Raw genomic sequence first — 25,423 nt, forward strand, 5'->3', positions numbered from 1 at the left:
TAAATGATTCACGAACTTAAAGAAATAATTCATCAAGCCATTATCAATCAGCAAAAAGGATTGAAAAATGTGTTGGCTTCTGTGGTTTATTTAGAGGGTTCATCTTACAGAAAACCAGGAGTAAGAATGCTAATTGCTGAAGATTATAGCTCTGTTGGTGCAGTTTCTGGAGGTTGTGTAGAAAAAGAAATCATACAAAGAAGCAAATCTGTTTTTGTTGATGGAAAACCAAAAGTTATCACTTATGATGGACGTTACAGATTGGGTTGTGAAGGAATTCTCTATATTTTAATAGAGCCTTTTTTTATTACTAAACAATTTCTGAATGTTTTTACAGATGCAAATCAAAAAAGAGAAAGCCTAAAAATTGAAAGTTTTTTTGAGAAAAAAGATGAATTTTTTGGTAATTTCGGCTCTATAATCACTTTTGAGAATCAACAACAATTTACATTTTCTAAAGATTATAAAGTCGATGAAAATGCTAGTACTTTCTCACAAATTTTACAGCCCGATTTTCGACTAATTATTATTGGTGGCGAACACGATGCTGTAAAATTATGTAAAATTGCTGCAAATTTAGGTTGGCAAGTAGATGTAATAACTTCAGCAAAAGATAGCAAACAATTGTCTGATTTTCCAGGCTCAAATTCTGTTATTGGAGATTCTCCAGAAACCATCAAATTTTCTGATATTGAAAAAAATACTGCCATTGTAATTATGAACCATAGTTACGTGCAAGATTTAAAATATGTTGCAAAACTATCTGAATATCAACCTAAATATATTGGTATTTTAGGTGCACCAAAACGTAGAGAGCGTCTATTCAATGAACTTTTTGAATTTGTTCCTGATATTTCTGATGATTTTTTAGACAATATTTACACACCAGCAGGTTTACATATTGGTGCACAAACTCCAGAAGAAATTGCAGTTTCTATTGTAGCTGAAATTTTATCTGTAATCAGAAAAAAAGAACCGTTTTCACTTCGAAAAATTAACGGTAAAATTCATACTTCATAAATGGATGATATTGCTGTTTTAGTTTTAGCTGCTGGAAAGTCATCCAGAATGAAAAATATTAAACAGCTCATTAAAATTGACTATAAATTTCTGTTAGAAATCACTTTAGAAAAAGCTAAAAAAATAGCTCCAAAAAACACATATTGTGTTTTAGGTGCCAATGCCGAAAAAATAAAAAATAAAGTAGATTTTAATAATATACAAATCATCATTAATAAAGGTTTTGAAGAAGGCTTAAGTTCTAGTATTATTCAAAGTATTAAATTCTTTAAAAATGTACCTCTTAATCTAAAAGGTGTTTTAATTTTACTGGCAGATCAACCTGCTATTCATCAATCCTATTTGGAAGAAATGGTTCATTTATTTAAAGAAAAACCCGTTAAAATAATTGCTTCCAAATACAATCAAACTTATGGAGTTCCTGCTTTAATCCCATCAATATATTTTGACGATTTACTAAAAATTAAAGGAGATAAAGGCGCAAAAACTTTTCTAGAAAATAATATGCATAATATTATTTCAACCCTGTCTAAAACCAATCTTATTGATATTGATACTCAAAGGGATTTGAACTTTTATACAAACCAATTAAAATAACTATTTTTACATTTATGAAAATAGTTAGATATACACTTGTGCTGCTTATTGTAATTTTTATTAATGCATGTGCAACTATAAAAATGCAGGTTACTGAAGGTTATAAATTTAAACCAAATACAACATCAGAAGTTTTACACTCTTTTTATTTAATTGGTGATGCTGGAGGTTCTGATTTAAGAGCTAAAGATTCTGCTTTAGCCTATCTAGAAAAAGAAATTAAGTATGCAAAAAAGAATTCTACTTTAATTTTTTTAGGAGATAACGTGTATGAAAATGGTATTCCTAAAAAAAAATCAAAAAAATATAATTTAGCAAAACATCGTTTAAAAGTACAAACAGATATTGGTAAAAAGTTCCCTGGAAAAACAATAGTTATTCCTGGAAATCATGATTGGTACAGTGGATTAAAAGGCTTGAAAAGACAAGAAAAATTAGTAGAAAAAGCTTTAGGCAAAAACTCGTTTCAACCAGAAAAAGGATGCCCATTAGAAAAAATAGAAATTAATGATGACATCAATGTCATAGTAGTAGACACTCACTGGTATGTTACAAACTGGGATAAACACCCAGGTATTAATGACGAATGTGAAATAAAAACTAGAGCAAAATTTTTTGATGAATTTGAAGGATTGATAAAAAAATCTCAAGGAAAGACTACAATAATAGCCTTACATCATCCAATGTTTACTAATGGTCCTCATGGAGGATATTACTCATTCAAAAGTCATATTAAGCCAGCTCCAATTTTAGGCTCTGCCTTAAATATATTAAGAAAAACTTCTGGGGTAACAAATACTGACCAACAAAATGACAAATACAATGAGTTGAGAAAAAGGTTAATTACAATCTCTCAAGAAAATGAAAAAATAGTATTTGTTTCTGGTCATGAACACAGTTTACAATACATAGTAAGAGACAATATACCTCAAATTGTAAGTGGTTCTGGCTCTAAAATTACTGCAGTAAAAAATGTGAATGGTGGTGTGTTTGGTTACGGTTCGCAAGGTTTTGCAAGACTTGACATCTATAAAGATGGTTCTTCTAGCGTTCACTATTATGCAGCTAAAGATAAAAAAATAGTCTTTGAAGCTAATGTGTTTAAAGCAGACAGTATTGCTAATTATACAAATTTCCCAAATGCAAAATTAAAAGAAAAAATCGCGTCAGTTTATACAAATGAAGAAGTAGATAAAACTGGTTTTTATAATTTTCTATGGGGTAAGCGTTACCGAAAGTATTTTGGAGAAAAGGTTATTGCACCCACTGTTAGTTTAGATACTTTACTAGGTGGTTTAACACCTATTAGAAGAGGTGGTGGGCATCAATCTAAATCTTTACGATTAAAAGATAAACAAGGTAGAGAATATGTGATGAGAGCTTTACGTAAAAATGCTGTACAATATTTACAAGCTGTTGTTTTTAAAGATCAATATGTAGAAGGTATGTTCGATGATACTTTTACAGAAAGTTTATTAATGGATGTTTTTACAGGATCGCATCCTTATGCGCCTTTTACCATAGATAAATTAGCAGAAGCTATTGATATTTATCATACAAAACCTATACTTTACTATGTGCCAAAACAGAAAACTTTAGGAGAGTTTAATTTAGATTATGGAGACGAATTATACATGATAGAAGAAAGAACTGACGAAGGTCATGGAGATAAAAAAAACTTTGGGTATTCTAATAATCTGATAAGTACAGATGATTTAAGAAAAAATTTAGCAAAAGACGAAAAGTATGTTTTAGATGAAGAAACATACATTAGAGCTCGACTTTTTGATATGTTAATTGGAGATTGGGATAGACATCAAGACCAATGGAGATGGGCAGAATTTAAAGAAGGGGATAAGATAATTTATAGACCTGTACCTAGAGATAGAGATCAAGCCTTCTCAATTTTTGGTGACGGATTTTTACTCGGCTTTTTAACAAGTGCAATGCCTGGCCTAAAAGGTATGCGATCTTACAGTGAAGATTTAAAAGACCCTAAATGGTTTAGTTATTCTGCATATCCTTTAGATATGTTGCTAATTAATGCTGATAAGAGTGTTTGGGATAAACAAGCAAAAAGAATTCAAACTCAAATTACAGATGAAGTAATAGCATCTGCAATGCAAAAATTCCCAAAAGAAGTTAAAGACAAAACTATTGAGAATATTGAGAAAAAGCTGAAAGGAAGACGAAAAAACTTACAGAAAATTGCTGATAGATATTATAAATATTTAAATGAATTTCAAGTAGTAAAAGGAACTAATAAAGATGATTGGTTTGATATTGAAAGATTTGCTAACGGTGATACAAAAATTACAGTTTATAGAATTAAAGGTGGCAAAAAGAAAGATATTGTTCTAAAGAGAAAATATTCTAAAAATGTAACTAAAGAAATATGGGTTTACGGTTTAGATGATGATGATGTATTTCATGTCTTTGGAGAAAATGGGAAAAATAATATAAAATTAAAAATAATTGGAGGTTTAAATAATGATATTTACGATATAAAAGCTCCTAAAAATTTAAAGGTTTACGATCATAAATCAAAAAACAATACTTTTAAAACCAATAATTTTAGAAAGAAATTAACCGATGATTATAAAACAAATACCTACAACTATACAAAGCTTAAAAATGCTTCTAATTTAATAAATCCAGCCATTGGTTTTAACCCAGATGATGGTATAAAAATAGGTTTAAAAAATACGATTACAAATAATGGTTTTGAAAGAAATCCTTTTACTTCAAGACATATCATATCTGGCTACTATTATTTTGCAACTAGTGGTTACGAGTTAAATTATTATGGTGAGTTTGCAAATATCTTCAATAAATGGAATTTAGGCATAGATGCAAGTTATAACAGTCCTAATTTTGCCAGAAATTTCTTTGGCTTTGGTAATAATTCGCCAAATTCTGAAGCTAAAAAAGACGATCCTAATTTAGATTTTAACAGGGCAAGAATTCGCCAAGTTAATCTAGGGACATTTGTAAAATGGAGAGGTGAGTTAGGTGCTATTATTAAAGGTGGTATAAATTATCAAAATTATAATGTAGAAAAAACACCAGGTAGAATTTTAGCATTACCTCAATTTAGTTCAAATAATAGATTATTTAATACGCAACAATTTATAAATGTTGAAACTAGTTATTATTACTCGCATTCAGATAATACTGCTTTCCCAACTTTAGGTATAGAATTTATGTTAAAATTTGGATTTACTAATAATTTAGATGAGGCTAGAAGTTTTTCTTATAATACAACATCTCTCGCTATTACTCACAAAATTATTCCAAGTGGAAGATTAGTTTTAGCATCTAGAGTAAAAGGGCAATTTATTTTTGATAATGATTTTGAATTTTATCAAGCAGCAAATATTGGAGCTAATGAAGGTTTGAGGGGTTTTAGAAACGAGCGTTTTAATGGTAAAAATTCTTTTGTTCATACAACAGATGTAAGATGGAAAATTGACAAGCTTAAGACTGGATTAATCCCTTTAAGTATAGGAGTCTATGGAGGCTATGATTATGGTAAGGTTTGGGGAACACCAAGCTCGATGATTACACTTTCTAATACATCATCTACACTACACACATCTTATGGTGGTGGTTTTTTCTTTAATGCTGCTGATATGTTTGGCGGAAGTATTGGGTATTTTGATAGTGCAGAAGGTTCTAGATTAGAAATAAGTTTAGGGTTTGATTTTTAGATAAAATTATGAATCAAATAGCATTAATTTTTGGAAGTTGCTTTGGATGTTTAGCCATAGTATTTGGTGCATTCGGAGCTCATGCTTTAAAGAAAAAATTAAATTCAGAGCAATTACAAAGTTTTGAAACTGGAGTTAAATATCAAATGTATCATGCAATTGTATTGCTTGTTCTAGGGTTTAATTTAGAAATAGACTCATACATTGTTTATAGCTTTATTATTGGTATTTTTCTATTTTCTTTTTCTATTTATGGTTTAGTGTTATCATCTGCAAATAATAAAAAACTAAAGTTTCTTGGACCTCTAACTCCCTTGGGTGGTTTGTTTTTAGTTATTGGTTGGGCTTTATTGTTGTACAAATTCATTTTTTTGTGAAATAAAAAACTAGATTTTTAATTCATACAAATTACCACCTTTTCCATGAGCATATTCATCTGTAATATAAAGTGTACTATTATCTTTAAAACAAACTCCCTCTTTTTGAGACCTATGTTCTAATTCAATTTCTTGAACTTTACCTGATAAAAAATTATCGCCTTTAAAATTTGTGAATATTAAAACATTTTTTTGTGATAACAGAACTATTTTTTTCCCATCATCAGAAATATCAGCTCCAGTAATCCAAGAATTTGTTTTTTTACCATTATCAAATTCTCCTATTAATTTTGCAGTATGTTTGCCTTTAGTTGCAGGAAACTTGTATAAAAAGGTTTTTCCATATTCTTTTTTTACACGGCTTTTAGTAAAAACATAGAAATGATTTTTATAATAAAAAAATGCTTCTGCATCAAAAAATCGATCTTTCTTTTTAGGTGGAAACTTCTTCTGGTTTTCGTACTCAAACTCAATTTCTTCAACTTCTGCGTTTTTTTGAGATAAATAGTTTTTATCAATCTTTAGGATTCGTAAATTCTTTCTTTTATTGTTATTGTTCCCAAAGTCACCTATGTAAATATTACCTTCTTTGTCTGATGTAATATCTTCCCAATCGTTATTTTTTGTTTTGATATAAACTTCTTTTTTAAGTTTACCATTTTTAGAAAAAGCAAATAGTTTGGGTTGATTTCCACCATCATTAAGCATCCATATTTCCTCTGAATTATAGAGATATTCGTTTCCAGAAACTTCTTTTAAATAATTGGGTAAATCTGCTATTACTTTTAGTTGCCCAAAATTCTGACAACTTATAAAAAATAAGAAACTAGAGAATAATATTATCTTTTTCATATAAACTGGGGTTATTTTTTAAAAGTAAATATAGAGTAAAATGATTGTTTTACCAACCTCCAGAAGCTCCTCCACCTCCAAAAGAGCCACCTCCAAATCCGCCACCAAAACCTCCTCCTCCAAAAGAACCTCCTCCTGATGAACGACCTCCAAAACCTCCACCAAAGCTTCCTCCTCCTCTACCAGCATTACTTAAAATAATGGTATCTAAAATTGAATCTGCTAAAGTGCGTTCTCTAAAACGTTTACCTCCTCCTCTATTATTTTTATTTCCTCTAGAAATTAGAATAAAGAAAATAATAATCATGATTATAAAAATGACAATTCCTGGGTCAAAACCTTTTTCGTTTTGTTTTCTTGAGCCTTTAAATTCGCCTTGTAAAGTTCTAAAAATATAATCTACTCCTTTATCTAAACCTCTGTAATAATCTCCTTTTTTAAATTCAGGAATAATGACTCTTTCAATGATTCTCTTTGATTGAAAATCTGTTAGTAGATACTCAACTCCTCTACCATTTTGTATGGCAATTTTTCGGTCATCTTTTGCTAACAATATTAATACACCATTATCTTTTTCAGCATTACCTATTCCCCATTTTTCCCCCCAATTTGCTGCTAAATAATTAATATCTTCTCCTTGTGTTGACAAAATGATAGCCACAACTATTTGAGTTGATGTTGTGTCAGAATAGCGAATTAACTTGTTTTCTAAAGAGAGACTATCTGTTTTAGATAATAATCCAATATAATCATGAACTGCTTTTTGATTTTTTATTTTTTTTGGTTTCTCTGGAATTTGATATCCTTGAGAAAAAAGATTTACAGAAAGTACAAGCGCTAAAAAAAGAAACAATTTTTTACACAAATCTGCTAACTGAAAACTGCCTACTAAAAACTGTTTACTAAACATCATCCTTTAGAAATTTCGTTTGACAATTCGTTTTCATCATCAATTTGCCAAGGAAAATGGGTTTTTAATTCTTTACCTGCTTTAAGGATTCCATCAATAATTCCTTGTTTAAAGTTTCCACTTTTAAAGTGATTTTGCATCACATCTTTAGTTGAATTCCAAAAATCATTATCTACAACCTTATTGATGCCTTTATCCCCATAAATCCCAAATTTATGATCTTCTACAGCTACATAAATTAGCACTCCATTTTCATCTTTAGTATTGAACATTTTTAATAATTGAAACACTTCTAAAGCTCTATCATAATGGTTTTTATCTGCTGTAGCTTCTATATGAACACGAATTTCCCCAGACGTATCTTGTTCTGCTGTTCTTATGGCAGCAATAATCTCTTTTTCTTCTTCTTTGGTTAGAAAATCCTCTACTTGAGACATTTATTCTTTAAATTTTTCTCCTACATCAACAGCGTTTTCTGAACCTGGATTTGATTTATATCTTGCCATTTCATCAAAATTAAACCAACCAGCTAAAATTGAATTCGGAAAAATTTTAATATGCTTATTGTACTTATTCACATCAGCATTAAAACGATCTCTCTCTATTTTAATTCTATTCTCTGTACCTTCTAATTGATTTTGGAGATCTCTAAAATTTTCGTTCGCTTTTAACTCTGGATAACGTTCAACAACCACCATTAATTTACTTAAGGCACCTGCCAAGCCTGTTTGCGCTTGCTGAAATTGTGCCATGGTTTCTGGAGTTAAATTGTTTGCGTCAATATTAGTTGATGTGGCTTTTGACCTTGCATTAATTACCTCTGTTAATGTACTTTTTTCAAAATCAGCTGCTGCTTTAACTGTACTTACCAAGTTGCCAATTAAATCGCTTCTTCTTTGATAGGCACTTTCCACATTAGACCATTTGGTTTTTGCATCTTCTTGCAAAACTACAGCTTCATTATTAAATCCTTTTCCCCAACTGTAAAGTGCATATAAAATGACACCTATTACTATTACAGGAATTAACCATTTTTTCATAATTTCTAAATTTTAATTTTATGTTGATTTTCTGTTTGTCCAAATGTAAATAATATTTTTAATCTAGAGTGATGTTCCTCCATCTAAAGTGATGGTTTGTCCTGTTATAAATTTCGTATTATCTGATGCAAGCCAAACTACAGCATCTGCAATTTCATCAGCTTTTCCATATCTTTTCATTGGTATTACACTTTTTAAAATAGCATCCATTTCTGGTTTTGCATTTATCAATTGATTCAATAATGCAGATTCTGTATAACCAGGACAAACTGCATTAATTCTAATATTTTTAGTTGCATACTCCATAGCTGCAGATTTTGTCATACCTACTACTGCAAATTTACTGGCACTATAACTAATATTATTGGGTGATGCTTTTAAACCAGCTAATGAAGCAATATTTACAATATTACCATAACCTTGCTCTAAAAACTGATTCAAAGCTACTTTCATACAGTAAAATACACCTGTTTGATTTACAGAAATTACTCTATCCCAATCTCTTAAAGTTGATTCGTGTGTTCTTAACAAATGAGGACCAATTCCTGCATTATTTACAATCACATCTAACTTTCCAAAATTGGCAACTGTATGCTGAACTAAATTTTCTACCTCTTTATAAATAGCAACATTTGCTTTTATAGGTAGCGCTTCTCCGAAATTTGTTACAATTTCATCAACAACTTTTTGTGCACTTTCTAAATTAATATCAGAAACTACCACTTTTGCACCATGTTTAGCAAAATGAGTTGCTGTTGCTTTTCCTATTCCAGAACCTGCGCCTGTAACTATAACTACTTTATTTTTTACTTCCATAATTATTTCTTTTATCATTCCTTTGAAAACAGGAATCTATTTTTATTTACAAAATATTAACCTAGAATCTTTTAAAGCAGATGCTCTTAATTCTCTAGGGTATTCTTTGAATTGCATCAACTTAAAAAACTCATTTTTGTTCGCATATTTTACAATTAAAACCTCATCCCATAATTTCTCATCAAATGGGCCTATAATTGTTACTTGTGGTTTTCCCCTAAAAATAATTTCTGCTTCGATCTTTTGAAAAAAAGGAGTTGCAGCTTTCATATAATCATTATAGGTTTCCTTACCTGTTTTACCTGTTTCAGAAACTTGATCTTTATAATTGAGATAATTCATCATAAAAACTGGTTTATTTTCTTCAAATTTTGATAGTATTTCTAAACCTTTTTTGTTAATTTCCATATTTTTATTTTTCCTGCAAGGTCACAAAGACCTTGTAGGTATAATTTCTAATTATTTTTTATATTCTCTAAAATTTATCTATTGCTAAATACCTACAAGGTTTTTAGAACCTTGCAGGATATTAATCTATTGATTTTGTTTTAATTGCCTTTAAAGCCAGTTTGCAACACAATTCTGCAGCCTTGTTTAAGTTTGCAAAACGTGGATCTGTAGTCCATCCTTTATCGTATCTAAAATAGATTTGTTGTGCAATTACAGCTATTTTAAACAATCCAAATGCATAATAGAAAACTAGATTATCTAAATTTCTTCCTGATTTTTCAGCATACTTTTTAGCAATTTCACTTCTAATTGGATTGCCTTCAAAAATGGTTGGAGAAGGTATTCCTTGTTTTACAAAGTCATGATCTGTGGCTACTGTCCAATATCCTAAAGAAGTTCCTAAATCCATTAATGGGTCTCCTAAAGTTGCCATTTCCCAATCTAGAACTGCACTGACTTCTTGCCAAGAATCATCTTTAAAAACTACATTATCATATTTAAAATCGTTATGAATTAAACAATGGTCGTATTTTTTTGGTTGATTTTCTTGCATCCATTGCATTACCATTTCAGCTTCTGGATATTCGTCTGTTTTCGCTTTTAGATATTGCTTTCCCCAATTTGTAACTTGCCTTTCTACATATCCAACAGGTTTTCCTAAATCACCCAAACCAATAGCATTATAATCCACATTGTGCAATTCTACCAACGTATTTAACCATGAATTGGCGATAGTTTCATAATTATTAGAAGCTATATTTCTTGATTTCGCTTCTTTATAATTTAGAATAATCCCTTCCACTTTTTCCATGATATAGAAATCACTTCCTAGAATGTTTTCATCATTAGAAAAACCAAACATTTTTGGCACTTTAGAAAATGCTTTAGCAATACCACTTTGCACTTTGAACTCACGACTCATGTCATGTCCTCTTTTGATAGCTCCTTTTGGCGGTTTTCTTAAAACGAATTCTTTGTTTTCGATTTTTAATAAATAGGTTAAGTTTGAATATCCATGTGTAAATTGTTCAACAAACAATTCACTTTCAATAGAACTTATCAACTCTATTTGTTTCAAGTATTTCTTTAAAGGAATTTCAGGTAATTCTTCTCCTTTTCTTACTTTTTGATTGCTCATTATTTACTCCCGTATTTTTTAATACAACTTTTTCCTAATTGATACATATGTACTTCATCTGGGCCATCTGCTAAACGTAACATTCTTGCAATTGCGAAATAATGAGGTAAATACGTATCTGGGCCAACACCTTTTCCACCTAGAATTTGCATTGCTCTATCAATTACATTTAAAGCCATATTAGGAGCTACAATTTTAATCATTGCTATTAAATCTTTAGCTTCTTTATTCCCTACTTTATCCATTTTATCTGCAGCAGAAAGTGTTAACAATCTTGCTTGTTCAATTTCACATTGAGATTTTGCAATTTCGTGACGAATGCTACTATAATCGTAAAACTTTTTCCCAAAAGTTTCTCTTTCTAAAGTTCTTTTCGACATCATTTCTAAAGCATACTGAGCCATTCCAACTAATCGCATACAATGATGAATTCTTCCTGGTCCTAAACGACCTTGTGCTATTTCGAAACCTCTACCTTCACCTAAAATTAGGTTTTCTTTTGGAACTCTCACATTCTCTAGCACAATTTCTGCATGTCCTTCTGGAGAATCAAAAAAACCTAAAACAGATAATGGTCTTATAATTTTTAATCCAGGAGTATTCATGGGCACCAAAACCATACTTTGCTGTTGATGTCTGTGTGCATTTTCATCTGTTTTACCCATAACAATTGCCACTTTACAATGTGGATCCATTGCTCCTGATGACCACCATTTTCTTCCATTAATCACATAATCATCCCCATCTAAAACAATTGAAGTTTCGATATTTGTAGCATCTGAAGAAGCAACTTGAGGCTCTGTCATTAAAAAAGCAGAACGGATTTCTCCATTTAGTAAAGGTGCAAGCCATTTTTCTTTTTGAGCATCATTCCCATATTTTGCCAAAACTTCCATATTCCCTGTGTCTGGAGCAGAACAATTGAATATTTCTGAAATCCAGATTTTTTTACCCATAATTTCTGCTAAAGGAGCATACTCTAAATTGGTTAAACCAGGACTTAATTCTCCATAATCTTTAGGTAAAAACAAATTCCATAAACCAGCTTCTTTGGCTTTTTGTTTAAGTGTTTCTGTTTTTGAAAATCGTTTCCACATGTTGTTTTTATCACTTTGAAAAGTAATAAATTCTTCTTCTATAGGATTGATATACTCTTCTATAAAAGTGGTTAACTTTTGCTGAAGTTGAATTGATTTATTTGAGTATTCGAAATTCATAGTATAATATTAGATCAAATTTTTCTTGATTTGATTATTTATTTTTTCAGCACTAGAAGTCCAAAAATCACTTGTGAATTTTGTCAGGGATTTAAAATCTTTACTAAATTTACTATTTAATTCTAATACAGTATTGATATTAGAAAAATTTGGTGAATTAGGTCTTGGCCAATTATTTAAATCATTTACAACTTCATTAAATTTATTATCTTTTTCATAAAAAATTTGATATTCTAAACAAAGAGAATCTAATTTTTGAGCCTTTTCAGTCAATTTATCATTATATTCATTACTTAAATTTAAATTATATTCAGCTTGTTGCTTTGATATATCATTTTCATTTATTTCAAAATTTCTTCTATGAAAATTGAATGTTAAGCTTGTTTGAAGAGAATAAATTTCAATTCTTCTCATTTGATTAATTGTAGATATTAAATCAACATATAACTTCTTTTTATCCTCTTTCTTTTGTCTTTTATTTTTTATAAATTCTACAATCAATACTGAACTTAAAGAGATAACACCACCAATTAAAACCGAAATTAATGTTTTAAAAAATTCAATATTAAAAAAAGTACTTTCTGTCATATTTAACCTTTAACTCTAACCTGCAATCATATAGCCTCCATCAGCAGTATAAACGCCACCAGTCATGTAATTTCCTGCATCAGAAGCTAATAAACAAGCCAAACCTACCATTTCTTCTGGCATCCCCATTCTTCCACTTGGAATCGATTTTTCTAATTTATTAAGCATTTTTTCGTTTGTCCAAAGTGCTGCACTAAACTTCGTTTTAATTAAACCTGGACAAATTGCATTGGCTTTTACACCATATCTACCCCACTCTTTTGCTTGGTTTTTTGTCAACATTAAAATAGCAGCTTTACTTGTGCTATATAATCCTAATCCAAAACCTGGAGTTAATGCTTCAACAGATGCTATGTTAATAATACTTCCTTTTTTGTTGACTTGAAAATGTGGTAATACCAAGTTTGACAATGACCATGGAGCTTTTACATTTACATCTATAATTTTATCAAAAATCGCAGGATCTACATCTTCTATTGGACCAAAAACAGGATTAATAGCTGCATTATTTACAAGTATATCAATTCTACCAAAAGCTTCAATAGTTTTATCAACCAAATTTTTACGTTGGTTTGCTGCACCTATATGACAAGAAATTCCAACTGCTTTTAAACCTTCATCTGTAAATTCTTTTGCAATCTCATCACAAGCTTCTTGATTTCTACTAGAAATAATAACTTGTGCTCCTTTTTGCGCTAATCCTTTTGCGATAGCTTTACCAATTCCTTTGCTTGAACCTGTTACAATTGCTACTTTATTTTCTAAACTAAATTGATCTGAAATATGTGTCATTATATAATGTATTCTTTGTCGTTTTTAATGGTAACTACTTCATCACTCATTAAAGATTCTGCTAATGAATTTGTTTTTGGTACTTCATATTTAAAATAGAATTTCATAGTATGGATTTTACTTTCGTAAAAAGTTTCAGAGTATTTTCTATCAGCATTACCCACTTCTTTTTTAGCATCTACAGCCATTTCTAACCATAACCAACCTAAAACTACAATACTCATATATTCCATAAATAAATTGGCATCAGATAAATAACGTTCGTAGTTTCCTTTCATAGCAAATGGCATTAATTTACCAATTACTTTCTGTGATAGTTTTAATTTATCACCTAAAATAGCAGCATAGCCTTTCAACTCATCATCTTTAGATGCAACCATAATGGTTTGCATAATTTCTGTAGCTAATAACTCTAACCCTTTTCCATTATGCATGGTAACTTTTCTACCTAACAAATCTTGAGATTGAATACCTGTTGTACCTTCATACAAAGCAGAGATACGTATATCTCTATAATATTGTTGGAGTGTAAAATCTGTACAGAAACCATATCCTCCTAATACTTGTAGACCATTATCTACAGACTCTGCTCCAGCTTCTGAAGGATAAGTTTTTACAATAGGGATAATCATTTCTAATAATAAATGATATTTTTCTTTTTCTTCTTTTGAGGTTGCAGTAGCAACAATATCTTGATATTTCGAAGCTAACATTACCAAACTTAATGAGCCTTCTACTATTGCTTTTTGCAAAAGTAACATTCTTCTAACATCTGGATGCTCAATAATTAAACTCTGTTTTTCTGATGGATTTTTCTTACCATCTGCAGATAACTTTCTTCCTTGAGGTCTTTCATTCGCATACTGCAAAGAAGTTCTGTAAGCAGCCATTGCAATTGCAGCTGCACCTCTACCTACAGCAATTCTTGCACCATTCATCATTAAAAACATTTGAGCTAAACCTTTATGTTCCTCACCTACAAGCCAACCTCTACAATCGTCTTTATCTCCAAAACCTAAATGCGTTGTACAATAACCACGTTGACCCATTTTTTGAAAATCGGCAACTGTCATTACATCATTATACTCTAAAGAACCATCTTCTTTTGGGCGGTTTTTTGGCACAACAAATAAGGAAATACCTTTGGTTCCTTTTGGTGCACCTTCTATTCTTGCCAATACTAAATGAATAATGTTTTCAGAAAACTGATTATCACCACCAGAAATAAATATTTTTTGTCCAGTTATTTTATAAAAATCATTTGCTGTAGGTGTTGCTCTAGTAACAATATCAGAAAGTGAACTACCTGCTTGAGGTTCAGTTAAACACATTGTACCTCCCCAAACTCCAGATAACATTTTTGACACATAAGTATCTTTTAAAACTTGAGAACCAAATTCTGTAATCAACTCAGCTGCACCTTGGGTTAAACTTGGATAACCAGGTAAATGATTATTTGCAGCATCCATAATATACACTGCTGCTTGTAAAGCAGAAAAAGGAATTTGTAAGCCTCCATCTTCATAATCAAAAGCTGCAGCAATTATACCTAATTCTCCTGATTGCAACATTACTTTATACACTTGTTCGTGTACTATTACTGTACCATCTTTATGATATGCAGGAGTAGCATCCATTTCTTGAAAATATGGATATAATTCTCTGTCAGAAAACTCTTTAACTGAATCTATAAATAGATTTAAAGATTCCATATCATGATCTTGAAATCTTTCTCTGGTTAATAAATCTTCTAATTTATGGATATCATAAAGTATATATTTTAACGTTTCTAGGTCTACATACTTTTTTGACATGTATTGGTATTTTAAGTGAATTTTAGTTTGATGACAATTCTGTATAAAAAATTGCTTTCCAAATATAAGGAAAATTATTATGCATGCATAGTATTTTGCAGTCTCACTATACAGAAAAGAATAAAAATACTAAAGTGAGTTTTTTATTTTGAGTAGTTCTGCCTTAACAGATTCTAGCCTTGTAATAATTTCTTGATTATTAAAAATGCCTTGTGGGTTTTTCTTCAACTTTTGTTTGGCACCCTCTAAAGTAAAACCTCTTTCTTTTACGAGGTTGTATATCAATTTAAAATTTTTGATATCTTCTTGTGTAAAAAGTCGATTCCCTTTTGCATTTTTTTTAGGCTTTATAATCGCAAATTCTTTTTCCCAAAAACGAATGTGAGATGTATTCACATTAAAAGCTTTGGCAACTTCGCCAATCTTATAATAACGTTTTTCAGGTAAATCTATATGCATCTTTATGTAATTGTGTAATTGCGAATTCGCTTTGACGATTAAATATTTTTACAAATTTATTAATCATAAGATTGACTTTCTTCAGAAGCTCTTTGAAGGTTTGCAAATTCATCCAAAGATAAATCTCCATAATAAAAGTTAATAGGATTTACAGCCCTGTCATTCTTATGTACTTCATAATGCAAATGCGAAGCTACAGAAAGCCCTGTATTACCTACATAACCGATTAAATCTCCTCTTTTTACAGATTCGCCTCTCTTAACCACCATTTTACTTAAATGCGCATAAATGGTTTTATAACCGTAATTGTGATCTATATAAATTACATTTCCAAACGTGCTACTTCTTTGTGCTCTGTGAATTTTACCATTTCCAGATGCATAAACAGGTGTTCCTTTTGGAGCCGTAAAATCCATTCCTTTATGGAATTTGTTAATTTTTAGGATAGGATGCATTCTCATTTTAAACCCAGAAGCTACATAAAAATCCCCCTTTTTTACTGGTAAAATTGCAGGAATTGAAGCTAACATATCTTTCTTTTCTTTAGCCAATGCAACTATTTCATCTAAAGATTTAGATTGTACCACCATTTGTTTTGATAGAATATCTACCTCTTTTGTTAGATTAGTAATTAAATCAGAATTATCAAAGCCTTCTAAATTTTTATATCGATTTACACCACCAAAACCTGCTTTTCTTTGTTCTTCTGGTATTGGATTCGCTTCAAAATAGCTTCGATAGATATTATTATCTCTTTCTTGTAGTTGATTTAATATTTCTGAAGTCTCATCCATTCTTTTACCCAACAACTCGTAATGAAACTTTAAATTTTTAAGTTCTCTTTCTTGAGCTCTTTCTGTTGGTGATTTAATAATTTGACTAAAACCTATAAAACCAACAAAGGCTGTTAAAATAACACCTAAAAAACTGAATAAAATCTTACGATAGTAATCACCTTTCTTTACAGAAATTTTCCTGTAAGAAAGCGTATCCTCATCATAATAATATTTTACTTTTGCCATGATTTTAAATGTACTATTTTTGTTGCAGTTAAGTTGTTTTTTCGTTTTAAGTTTTTAATACAACTCACAAATTTACAAAATGTTTTACAACTGCTATTTTAGTAGTTTATTTTAATGATATATTAACAAAATTTAGCCCTTTTTGAAACTGCTTTTCTTATGAAATCTCAAGATATTCGCTCTACTTTTTTAAACTTTTTTCAAGATAAAAAACACCTAGTTGTACCTTCTTCACCTATGGTAACTAAAGATGATCCAACTTTACTATTTGTAAATTCTGGAATGGCACCCTTTAAAGAATATTTTTTAGGAAATGGTACTCCAAAAAGAAATAGAATTACGGATTCTCAAAAATGTTTGCGCGTTTCTGGTAAACATAATGATTTGGAAGAAGTAGGTTATGATACTTATCATCATACATTATTTGAGATGTTGGGAAACTGGTCTTTTGGCGATTATTTTAAGAAAGAAGCAATAGCTTGGGCTTGGGAATTGTTAACCGAAGTTTACAAGGTTGATAAAGATATTTTATATGTAACTGTTTTTGAAGGCTCTAGTGATGCTGACAACTTAAAAATGGATACTGAAGCTTATGATATTTGGAAACAATATATAGCAGAAGACCGAATTTTAAAAGGAAATAAAAAAGATAATTTCTGGGAAATGGGCGAGCAAGGACCTTGTGGACCTTGTTCTGAAATTCACGTAGATATTCGTTCAGCAGCAGAAAAGGCAAAAGTTGATGGAAAAACTTTGGTGAATGAAGACCATCCTCAAGTTGTGGAAATTTGGAATTTGGTTTTTATGCAATACAATAGAAAAGCTAATGGTTCTTTGGAAGAATTGCCTAATAAACACATTGATACAGGAATGGGTTTTGAGCGTTTGTGCATGGTTTTACAAGGAGTTCAATCTAATTATGATACTGATGTTTTTACGCCAATAATTAGAGAAATTGAAACCATTACCAATACAAAATATGGCAAAGATGAAAAGCAAGATATTGCTACTCGTGTCATTTCTGATCACGTAAGAGCTGTCGCTTTTTCTATTGCTGATGGACAATTACCAAGTAATACAGGTGCAGGTTATGTAATTAGAAGAATTTTAAGACGAGCTGTAAGATATGGTTTTACTTTTTTAGATAAAAAAGAGCCCTTTATTTATAGATTAGTTGCTGTTTTAAGTGATAAAATGGGAACAGCTTTCCCAGAATTAAAAGCACAAAAACAACTCATTGAAAACGTAATTAAAGAAGAAGAAACGTCTTTTTTAAGAACTTTAGACCAAGGATTGGTTCTTTTAGATGGTATTATTGCATCAGCAAAAACAAAAGAAATTTCTGGAGATAAAGTGTTTGAATTGTATGATACTTTTGGGTTTCCTATTGATTTAACTGCATTAATCTTATCAGAAAAAGGCTATACTCTGGATGAAAAAGGTTTTGAAACTGAATTACAAAAACAAAAAAATAGATCAAGAGCCGCTAGTGAAATGAGCACAGAAGATTGGACGGTTTTACTTGAAGATGATGTTGAAGAATTTATTGGTTACGATACTTTAGAAGCCAATGTAAAAATTACAAAATATAGAAAAGTAACCTCTAAAAAAGATGGTGAAATGTATCAATTAATCTTCAATTTAACGCCTTTCTATCCTGAAGGAGGAGGACAAGTTGGAGATAAAGGATATCTAAAAGATGCCAATGGTGATGTTGTTTACATTGTTGATACTAAAAAAGAAAACAACGTAATTATTCACTTTACAAAAAACCTACCTAATCATTTAGAAAGCACTTTTACAGCTGTGGTTGATGAAAAACAACGTTACAGAACTGAATGTAATCATACAGCTACGCATTTATTACATCAAGCTTTAAGAGAAGTTTTAGGAACACATGTAGCACAGAAAGGTTCTGCTGTACATTCTAAATATTTACGTTTCGATTTTTCTCATTTTTCAAAATTAACTGTTGATGAATTGCGTGATGTAGAAAATTATGTAAACGCTCGTATTTCTGGAAAAATTCCTTTAGAAGAAAAGAGAAACATTCCTATGCAACAAGCTATAGATGAAGGAGCAATGGCTTTGTTCGGCGAAAAATATGGTGATACTGTAAGAGCTATTAAGTTTGGAAAATCTATAGAATTGTGTGGAGGGACTCACGTAAAAAACACAGGTGACATTTGGCATTTTAAAATAAAATCTGAAGGTGCAGTTGCAGCAGGAATCAGAAGAATTGAAGCAATTACCAATGATGCTGTTAAAGATTTTTATTTTGATAACAATAGAACATTATTCGAAATAAAAGATTTATTAAACAACACTAAAAACCCAGTAAAAGCAGTTCAAAAATTGCAAGAGGATAATGCAGCATTGCAAAAACAAGTTGAACAACTTTTAAAAGAAAAAGCACAAAATTTATCAGGAGAAATCAAGAATCAGCTGCAAGAAATTAATGGTGTTCAATTTTTAGCTACAAAAGTAGATTTAGATGCAAATGGCATCAAGAATTTGGCTTTTGGTTTAGGTAAGGAACATCAAAATTTATTTTTATTATTTGCTTCTGCTCCGTCAAAAGAGAAAGCAATGTTAACTTGTTATATCTCTAAAGAATTGGCAAATGAACGTGGTTATAATGCAGGTACTGTTGTTAGAGAATTAGGAAAACTCATTCATGGAGGTGGAGGAGGCCAGCCTTTCTTTGCAACTGCTGGTGGTAGAAATCCAGGAGGAATTCCTAAAGTTTTAGCTAAAGCTAAAGAATATTTAGTGTAAATTATTTACACAATAAAATATTTAAAGATTGATTATATAGTAAGTTTACATACTTTGATTACACTTTAAAATGTTACGAGGCACAATATTACCTTTATTCATAAATGAAATTTTATCCTGTAATTAAAAAGTATAGATTCCTAAATCAATTTAATGGCATTTATAAAACCAAAATAAAGCATCACTTTCTATATTTTTTTCTATAATATCTGGGTGATTCACCCATAAAATTTTTGAAAATCCTAGAAAAATAAAGCGGATCTTCAAAACCTACTTTAAAACTTATCTCTTTAATACTTAAATCTGTGTAATTTAAGTATTCACAAGCTTTTTGTGTTTTCTTTAAATTAAAAAATACCATTATGGAATAACCAGTATTCTTTTTGAATTTGGTATGTAAATAAGATTTTGAATAATTGAATTTATCAGCTATTTCATTTAAATTTAAACTTTTTCCTAAATTTTGAAGCAAATAGTTTTTAATGTCGTCAATAATACTTTCCTTATTTACTAAATTAATATCAGATTTAAAATCGTAATAAATAAAAGAGCTTATAAAACTTAAGCTCAACAGATTAGAGTACTCAATATGGTTTTCTAGATTATTCAAGCTAAAAAGATTAAAAATCTTCTCAAATTGATTTATTTTCTCAATTGAAAAAGGAACATTTTTATAATTTTCTGTATTTGTTAATTTGTAACGATTATAAAGTTTTTCAGCAATATCCCCTTTAAAATGAAACCAATAAATACTCCATGGATCAGATTCGTCAGCCCTATATTCGTGTTTTACATTTTTTGGAATAATAAAAAATTGATTCGGAGAAATTAAATTTTTTGTACCATCAGAATAAATCTCTCCTTTCCCTTTAGTACAGTAAATAAAGATGTATTCACTGGTTCCTTTATTCCTTCTTATATAATGATGATTAGCTTTTGGGTAATATCCTAAATCAGTAGTATAAAATTGTTTAATTATTTTATTTTTTTTTGATCTCTTTATTAAAGATTTAGGTAAAGAAATCATTTTCTGCCCAATAAAGCCTTCCTTCAAAGTTGTAAAATCCATAAATTTTAGATTAGAGATTTAATTTTTAAGAAATAGGTCATAAACTAAAAATAATACAAATGTTAAAATCCATATATAAATGTTCGTTTTTATATTTTTTAAATCAAAAAAGTGAATAGATGATAAGCAAATCTATATAATAATAATTAGAAAAACAAAATTAGAATTTATATAAAAAAGTGTTTTTATCCATTTTTTAGATTATAACGTCTATTTTTTTAGGTCTTATATATTATAAATTTGTAAAAAACTTCCACATAAAATTATATTATTTACAAAAAAACACCATAAAAATGAAGAATATAAAAACTAAAATTTTACTTTTCATTACCATCTTTGCTTTAGTTATTGCTTGCAGTGATGATGATTCTATTTCAGTGAATTCTACACCAGAGTTTCAAACTGTTGAGAAAAATATATCCTCTTTACCAGGACAAACTTTCACATTTAAAGCAGTTGTTTCTGATCCTGCAGGGATTAAATCTGTAAATTTCAAATACGAACCTTGGTTTTTAGATAAAACAATTATTAAAGATTCTTTACCAACGTCTTACGAGATTTCTTACAATTTTAAAGTGCCAAGTGATGCAACAGAAAACAGCATACATACAATACCACTTACAGTAACTAATGCTGGTGATAAAATGTTTACAGAAAATATAGTAATAACTTTAGATAAAGATATTGCTGCTCCTATCATTAATATCGCTTCTCCTATTGACGGATCTTCAGTATTAATTGGTACTACTAACGAAATTATTTTAGACATAACGCTTACTGATAAAGAACTTCAGAATTTTAAAATAGAAAGTGAATTATTAAACGAAGATATTTCAATCTCTGGAACTTCTTTCAGCTACAAGAAAGAATTAGATGTTGCAAATCCTAAAAGTTACAGTTTTAAAATAACTGCAACTGATGTTACAGGTAATGTTGCCTCAAAAACAGTTTCTATTAATGTGTTAAATAGTTTATCATTTGACCAAATGTACATAACAGATGTTACTGATGATGCAGAGTTAAGTTCAGATTTATTTGGTATTCCATTCACAACAACTGCAAGTACAGCAACTACAGAAGATGGTTTTGTTTTTACTGGAAAATATTATTCAGAAGCGCCAAATTCAGAAGTAAGATTTTTAGCACAAAAAACCTCATTTAGTCCTTTTTCATTTGGAGGTGATGCAAATAATTCTGGTACTTTAGCTTTAGGTTCTGACGTTTCAGTTAATCCTATAATACTACCTGAAGTTGGCTATTATGAAATAAAAATGGACTTGAGAGATAGTAGTTATACATTAACAAAATATACACCTACTGATACTGCATTTGGTCAAGTTTACATTATAGGTACTGGAGTTTACATAGATGATACCATATCTACTTGTACAAATAATAATACAGGTGGTAATACCTGTTGGAATTTTGCTTCTGGAAAGCCTTTTACAAAAAATGCAAATAATGATTACTTATGGACTATAGATGTTACTTTAAAAGAAGAACCAAGCAATAACGGAAGTAATGGATTTATCTTAAACGCAAACCCTGCAGGCTGGTCTCCTTTCTGGAGGTTAGATGATGGTGTAGAACCAACAGCTACTGTTCCTAATGGAGGCACTAACTTTATTTTTCCAGACAGCGCTTTAGATAAAGATTACACATTTAAGTTTGATACTCACTTAAACAGAATATCAGTAACGATTAGGTAATAAACTTAAAAACCCAAACAAAATCAATCAAATAACATAATATGAAGCACTTAACACTAACAATACTTTTTACCCTGTTTTTTGGGTTTTCTTTATCAGCTCAAAATGTAGTAAAAGGTACAGTTACAGATGAAAATAACAACCCAATACCATCTGCAAGTATTTTAGAAAAGAATACAAAAAACGGTACAACTACCGATTTTGATGGAAAATACACAATAACAATAGCAAACAATGCTACCATTATTTTTAGTTATTTAGGTTATAAATCTAAAGAAGTTAAATATGCTGGTCAAAAAGAAATCTCAATATCATTAGAACCAGATGTAGCACAATTAGATGAAATTGTAGTAATTGGTTATGGTTCTGTATCTAGAGATAAAGTTACAAGTTCAATTTCGACTGTAAAAGGAGAAGATTTGGTAAAACAAGTTGCTAGTAACCCTGCAGAAGCTTTACAAGGTAGAGCAGCTGGTGTACAAGTACTTTCTGCTGGTGGTAATCCAGGTGCATCACCCCAAATAGTAATTAGAGGTATAACATCTACATTAGGTAGTACGCCCTTAATTGTATTAGATGGTGTAATGCTACCAAGTGGCACTTCATTAAACTTCTTAAATCCTGCAGATATTGAAAACTTTCAAATTCTAAAAGATGCTTCTGCTGCTGCAATATATGGGTCTAGAGCATCTAATGGTGTGGTTTTAATTACTTCTAAAAGAGGTAAAGAAGGTAAAACAAAAATAAATGTAGATATTTCTTCAGGTATTCAAACATTAGAAAAAATTCAAATGGCTGGTGCTAGCGAATATATGCAAGTTATAAATTTAAGAAGAACAAATGATGGTAATCAACCTTTATACGACCCTACAAATATTACTACTGATACAGATTGGTGGGATGAAACTATCGAAAATTTTGCTCCAATAACAAATGCAAATATTAATCTCTCTGGAGGTTCTGAAAAAATTAAATATTCAGGTAGTGTGAGTCTTTTTGACCAAGAATCCAACTATACAAAAGGTTGGTATAAAAGATTTACAGGTCGTTTTAATGTCGATTTTAAAATTTCTGATAAAGTTACGCTATCTCAAGATTTAAGCCCAAGAGTAGAACAATATGAAAATACACCAGGACTATTGTACAATCTTTTAAGAATAGACCCACTAACAGAAGTTTATTTACCACAAAGTCAAAGAACAGGTAATATTTTTAGTATTTATGAAGCCAGTAACAATTTAGTACCAAACCCAGTTGGTGTTGCTTCACGTGTGTTTAATGAAACTTTCTTTTTCGGTTTCTTTTCCAACACTAAATTAAAGTATGAAATCACTAATGATTTAACATTTAATTCGCAAATAGGCTTAAATCTAACTAAATCAAGAACAGATGCCTTCTCTCCTACTTATTTTACAAACCCAAATCAACAGAGACAAATAAATACTGTTTTTAGAAATACAAGTGAAAGATTTGATTATGTATTAAATAATACTTTAAACTTTGAGAAAACGATTGTAGATAAACATTACATAAATTTTTTAGGAGGTATTGCATATGATGCCCAAAACGTGAACTTTTTAAATGCCTCACAAGATGGTGTTCCAGATGATGAAAACCCATTATTAAGATACATTAGTGCAGCAAATGGAGAAACAGTTAATGCAAGTGGTTCAGAAAGTCAAAGAAATATTTTTTCTGCATTTTTTAGAGCAATCTACAGTTTTGACAATAAATATACTTTTAATGCCTCTATAAGAGCGGATAGTTCCTCTATTTTTCCAGAAGATGGTAGAACAGGTATTTTCTCTGGAGTATCATTTTCTTGGGATATTGATTCAGAAGAATTTTTCAAAAGCGAAATAATTAACAATCTAAAGTTTAAGATAGCTACAGGTGAAGTTGGAAACCAAAACATTCGTATAAGTGGTCAATTTTTCTCGGTATCAGATGGAAACTTTGGTTTTGGTGGAGACAGAGTTGTAACAAACTTTTTAGGAAATTTTGGTAACCCAGATTTGAAATGGGAAACTGTAAGAGATCAAAATATTGGTATAGATCTTGGGATGTGGAATAATGCATTTACTGCATCAATTGAATTTTATAAAAGAACTTCAGAAGACTTACTATTCAATGTAGAACCTCCAAACTATACTGGTATTCCTGGAACAATTGCTCAAAACGTGGGTAGTTTTGAGTCTAGAGGTTTTGATTTACAATTAGGTTACAACAAACAACTTGGAGATTTTAAATTAGGCTTAAATTTAACTATTGCATCTAATGAGAGTAGTGCAGTTTCTATAGCTCCTGGTATTGAACAATTGTTAGGACAGAAAAGAGAAGATTTAGGAAATAGATTTATAAAAATTACAGAAGTTGGTGAGACTGTTGGTTTATTTCAAGGTTTCAGAACTTTAGGAATATTTCAAAATCAAACAGAAATCAATTCACATTCTTCAGAAAACGGAACTATTATTCAGCCAAATGCACAACCAGGAGATTTAATTTTTGAAGATAAAAATAATGATGGTCTACTAAATGATGATGATATGCAAACAATAGGAAACCCTTTTGCAGATTTTTATGGAGGTTTAAATATTAACCTAGAATATAAAAAATTCGATTTATCTATGCAATGGTATGGTACTTATGGTAATGATGTATTTAATTATCCAAGTACGTTTTTAAATTCTGGTACACAAGATGTAAATATCGCAGCTGGAACCTTAAACAGAGTCTGGAGCCCAACAAACACAAGTGCAACGTATCCAAGACTTACGCAACAAGACAGAAATGGTAACTACCAAAGACCTTCAGATTTATTTATAGAAGATGCATCATATTTAAGATTAAGAAATATACAATTAGGATATAATTTTACCTTACCAGGTTTCCAAAATTGTAGAGCATTTATTTCGGGACAAAATATTTTAACCATAACTGGTTATTCTGGTTTTGATCCAGAAGTATCTGGAGGTGGTGGAATAATAGACGGTTTTGGTGTAGACTATGCCAGAAATCCAGTAGCAAAAACATTTTTATTAGGATTAAACTTAAGCTTATAATAT

Annotated in this window: 21 protein-coding genes; 7 read left to right on the forward strand and 14 right to left on the reverse strand. The window is 30.1% G+C overall.

What is annotated here, in order from left to right; genetic code table 11:
* Positions 1-3: 3 nt before the first annotated feature.
* From BTO18_RS10515 to BTO18_RS10530, 4 genes are read left to right on the forward strand one after another with little or no spacing between them, the layout of a single operon-like run.
* Positions 4-1,020: an XdhC family protein gene (locus BTO18_RS10515; protein WP_105016176.1), complete on the forward strand. Its 1,017-nt coding sequence runs from the start codon at positions 4-6 to the stop codon at positions 1,018-1,020.
* Complete coding sequence (locus BTO18_RS10520; protein WP_105016177.1) at positions 1,021-1,617, forward strand: nucleotidyltransferase family protein; 597 nt, start codon at positions 1,021-1,023, stop codon at positions 1,615-1,617. It begins immediately after the preceding gene.
* Positions 1,618-1,631: 14 nt separating this feature from the next.
* Positions 1,632-5,327, forward strand: a complete 3,696-nt coding sequence (locus BTO18_RS10525) for a metallophosphoesterase (RefSeq protein WP_105016178.1) — start codon at positions 1,632-1,634, stop codon at positions 5,325-5,327.
* 8 nt (positions 5,328-5,335) lie between these two features.
* The gene (locus tag BTO18_RS10530) at positions 5,336-5,704 is read left to right on the forward strand and encodes a DUF423 domain-containing protein (protein ID WP_105016179.1); all 369 of its coding nucleotides are present in this window, start codon (positions 5,336-5,338) and stop codon (positions 5,702-5,704) included.
* A 9-nt stretch (positions 5,705-5,713) separates the two neighbouring features.
* Here the strand turns inward: BTO18_RS10530 and BTO18_RS10535 are convergent, their stop codons facing one another.
* The 13 genes from BTO18_RS10535 to BTO18_RS10595 form a co-directional block, all read right to left on the reverse strand.
* Positions 5,714-6,556 (reverse strand): SdiA-regulated domain-containing protein, encoded by an 843-nt coding sequence (locus tag BTO18_RS10535; RefSeq protein WP_146106914.1) that lies wholly within the window; start codon positions 6,554-6,556, stop codon positions 5,714-5,716.
* A 49-nt stretch (positions 6,557-6,605) separates the two neighbouring features.
* Entirely contained in the window at positions 6,606-7,469 is an 864-nt protein-coding gene (locus tag BTO18_RS10540; RefSeq protein ID WP_105016180.1) for a TPM domain-containing protein, read from the reverse strand.
* The gene (locus BTO18_RS10545; protein ID WP_105016181.1) at positions 7,466-7,903 is read right to left on the reverse strand and encodes a TPM domain-containing protein; all 438 of its coding nucleotides are present in this window, start codon (positions 7,901-7,903) and stop codon (positions 7,466-7,468) included. The genes BTO18_RS10540 and BTO18_RS10545 overlap by 4 nt, the downstream gene beginning before the upstream one ends.
* Positions 7,904-8,506: a LemA family protein gene (locus BTO18_RS10550; protein ID WP_105016182.1), complete on the reverse strand. Its 603-nt coding sequence runs from the start codon at positions 8,504-8,506 to the stop codon at positions 7,904-7,906.
* A gap of 63 nt (positions 8,507-8,569) precedes the next feature.
* Positions 8,570-9,340 carry an SDR family NAD(P)-dependent oxidoreductase gene (locus BTO18_RS10555; RefSeq protein WP_262904423.1) on the reverse strand — a complete coding sequence of 257 codons (771 nt, stop codon included), beginning with the start codon at positions 9,338-9,340 and terminating at the stop codon, positions 8,570-8,572.
* A gap of 24 nt (positions 9,341-9,364) precedes the next feature.
* Entirely contained in the window at positions 9,365-9,730 is a 366-nt protein-coding gene (locus BTO18_RS10560; RefSeq protein ID WP_105016183.1) for a hypothetical protein, read from the reverse strand.
* 121 nt (positions 9,731-9,851) lie between these two features.
* Positions 9,852-10,910: a phosphotransferase family protein gene (locus tag BTO18_RS10565; RefSeq protein WP_105016184.1), complete on the reverse strand. Its 1,059-nt coding sequence runs from the start codon at positions 10,908-10,910 to the stop codon at positions 9,852-9,854.
* On the reverse strand, positions 10,910-12,127 hold the full coding sequence (locus BTO18_RS10570) for an acyl-CoA dehydrogenase family protein (RefSeq protein ID WP_105016185.1): 1,218 nt from the start codon (positions 12,125-12,127) through the stop codon (positions 10,910-10,912). Before BTO18_RS10570 ends, BTO18_RS10565 begins: the two co-directional genes overlap by 1 nt.
* A gap of 9 nt (positions 12,128-12,136) precedes the next feature.
* Positions 12,137-12,715: a hypothetical protein gene (locus BTO18_RS10575; protein WP_105016186.1), complete on the reverse strand. Its 579-nt coding sequence runs from the start codon at positions 12,713-12,715 to the stop codon at positions 12,137-12,139.
* 15 nt (positions 12,716-12,730) lie between these two features.
* Positions 12,731-13,507: an SDR family NAD(P)-dependent oxidoreductase gene (locus BTO18_RS10580; RefSeq protein ID WP_105016187.1), complete on the reverse strand. Its 777-nt coding sequence runs from the start codon at positions 13,505-13,507 to the stop codon at positions 12,731-12,733.
* A complete protein-coding gene (locus BTO18_RS10585; protein ID WP_105016188.1) occupies positions 13,507-15,321 on the reverse strand; it encodes an acyl-CoA dehydrogenase family protein in 1,815 nt (604 codons plus the stop codon). Before BTO18_RS10585 ends, BTO18_RS10580 begins: the two co-directional genes overlap by 1 nt.
* Positions 15,322-15,450: 129 nt before the next feature.
* Complete coding sequence (locus BTO18_RS10590; RefSeq protein WP_105016189.1) at positions 15,451-15,780, reverse strand: MerR family transcriptional regulator; 330 nt, start codon at positions 15,778-15,780, stop codon at positions 15,451-15,453.
* A 59-nt stretch (positions 15,781-15,839) separates the two neighbouring features.
* Entirely contained in the window at positions 15,840-16,802 is a 963-nt protein-coding gene (locus BTO18_RS10595; protein WP_105016190.1) for a M23 family metallopeptidase, read from the reverse strand.
* Positions 16,803-16,961: 159 nt separating this feature from the next.
* Between BTO18_RS10595 and alaS the strand changes: the two genes are divergently transcribed.
* A complete protein-coding gene (alaS, locus tag BTO18_RS10600; protein ID WP_105016191.1) occupies positions 16,962-19,580 on the forward strand; it encodes an alanine--tRNA ligase in 2,619 nt (872 codons plus the stop codon).
* Between the two features lie 181 nt (positions 19,581-19,761).
* Here the strand turns inward: alaS and BTO18_RS10605 are convergent, their stop codons facing one another.
* Complete coding sequence (locus BTO18_RS10605; RefSeq protein ID WP_105016192.1) at positions 19,762-20,649, reverse strand: AraC family transcriptional regulator; 888 nt, start codon at positions 20,647-20,649, stop codon at positions 19,762-19,764.
* 293 nt (positions 20,650-20,942) lie between these two features.
* Between BTO18_RS10605 and BTO18_RS10610 the strand changes: the two genes are divergently transcribed.
* Positions 20,943-22,358 (forward strand): hypothetical protein, encoded by a 1,416-nt coding sequence (locus BTO18_RS10610; RefSeq protein ID WP_105016193.1) that lies wholly within the window; start codon positions 20,943-20,945, stop codon positions 22,356-22,358.
* Positions 22,359-22,399: 41 nt separating this feature from the next.
* Positions 22,400-25,420: a SusC/RagA family TonB-linked outer membrane protein gene (locus BTO18_RS10615; RefSeq protein WP_105016194.1), complete on the forward strand. Its 3,021-nt coding sequence runs from the start codon at positions 22,400-22,402 to the stop codon at positions 25,418-25,420.
* Positions 25,421-25,423: the final 3 nt, after the last annotated feature.

It is taken from the genome of Polaribacter porphyrae (genome assembly GCF_002954685.1).
Lineage (GTDB): Bacteria > Bacteroidota > Bacteroidia > Flavobacteriales > Flavobacteriaceae > Polaribacter > Polaribacter porphyrae.

What these genes read in the sequence shown, in the direction of transcription:
- BTO18_RS10515 (WP_105016176.1), top strand. Translation starts at nt 4, where the DNA reads ATGATTCACGAACTTAAAGAAATAATTCATCAAGCCATTATCAATCAG.
- BTO18_RS10540 (WP_105016180.1), bottom strand. Translation starts at nt 7,469, where the DNA reads ATGATGTTTAGTAAACAGTTTTTAGTAGGCAGTTTTCAGTTAGCAGAT.
- BTO18_RS10520 (WP_105016177.1), top strand. Translation starts at nt 1,021, where the DNA reads ATGGATGATATTGCTGTTTTAGTTTTAGCTGCTGGAAAGTCATCCAGA.
- BTO18_RS10555 (WP_262904423.1), bottom strand. Translation starts at nt 9,340, where the DNA reads ATGATAAAAGAAATAATTATGGAAGTAAAAAATAAAGTAGTTATAGTT.
- BTO18_RS10525 (WP_105016178.1), top strand. Translation starts at nt 1,632, where the DNA reads ATGAAAATAGTTAGATATACACTTGTGCTGCTTATTGTAATTTTTATT.
- BTO18_RS10530 (WP_105016179.1), top strand. Translation starts at nt 5,336, where the DNA reads ATGAATCAAATAGCATTAATTTTTGGAAGTTGCTTTGGATGTTTAGCC.
- BTO18_RS10615 (WP_105016194.1), top strand. Translation starts at nt 22,400, where the DNA reads ATGAAGCACTTAACACTAACAATACTTTTTACCCTGTTTTTTGGGTTT.
- BTO18_RS10545 (WP_105016181.1), bottom strand. Translation starts at nt 7,903, where the DNA reads ATGTCTCAAGTAGAGGATTTTCTAACCAAAGAAGAAGAAAAAGAGATT.
- BTO18_RS10605 (WP_105016192.1), bottom strand. Translation starts at nt 20,649, where the DNA reads ATGGATTTTACAACTTTGAAGGAAGGCTTTATTGGGCAGAAAATGATT.
- BTO18_RS10585 (WP_105016188.1), bottom strand. Translation starts at nt 15,321, where the DNA reads ATGTCAAAAAAGTATGTAGACCTAGAAACGTTAAAATATATACTTTAT.
- BTO18_RS10580 (WP_105016187.1), bottom strand. Translation starts at nt 13,507, where the DNA reads ATGACACATATTTCAGATCAATTTAGTTTAGAAAATAAAGTAGCAATT.
- BTO18_RS10575 (WP_105016186.1), bottom strand. Translation starts at nt 12,715, where the DNA reads ATGACAGAAAGTACTTTTTTTAATATTGAATTTTTTAAAACATTAATT.
- BTO18_RS10560 (WP_105016183.1), bottom strand. Translation starts at nt 9,730, where the DNA reads ATGGAAATTAACAAAAAAGGTTTAGAAATACTATCAAAATTTGAAGAA.
- BTO18_RS10610 (WP_105016193.1), top strand. Translation starts at nt 20,943, where the DNA reads ATGAAGAATATAAAAACTAAAATTTTACTTTTCATTACCATCTTTGCT.
- BTO18_RS10565 (WP_105016184.1), bottom strand. Translation starts at nt 10,910, where the DNA reads ATGAGCAATCAAAAAGTAAGAAAAGGAGAAGAATTACCTGAAATTCCT.
- alaS (WP_105016191.1), top strand. Translation starts at nt 16,962, where the DNA reads ATGAAATCTCAAGATATTCGCTCTACTTTTTTAAACTTTTTTCAAGAT.
- BTO18_RS10570 (WP_105016185.1), bottom strand. Translation starts at nt 12,127, where the DNA reads ATGAATTTCGAATACTCAAATAAATCAATTCAACTTCAGCAAAAGTTA.
- BTO18_RS10550 (WP_105016182.1), bottom strand. Translation starts at nt 8,506, where the DNA reads ATGAAAAAATGGTTAATTCCTGTAATAGTAATAGGTGTCATTTTATAT.
- BTO18_RS10595 (WP_105016190.1), bottom strand. Translation starts at nt 16,802, where the DNA reads ATGGCAAAAGTAAAATATTATTATGATGAGGATACGCTTTCTTACAGG.
- BTO18_RS10590 (WP_105016189.1), bottom strand. Translation starts at nt 15,780, where the DNA reads ATGCATATAGATTTACCTGAAAAACGTTATTATAAGATTGGCGAAGTT.
- BTO18_RS10535 (WP_146106914.1), bottom strand. Translation starts at nt 6,556, where the DNA reads ATGAAAAAGATAATATTATTCTCTAGTTTCTTATTTTTTATAAGTTGT.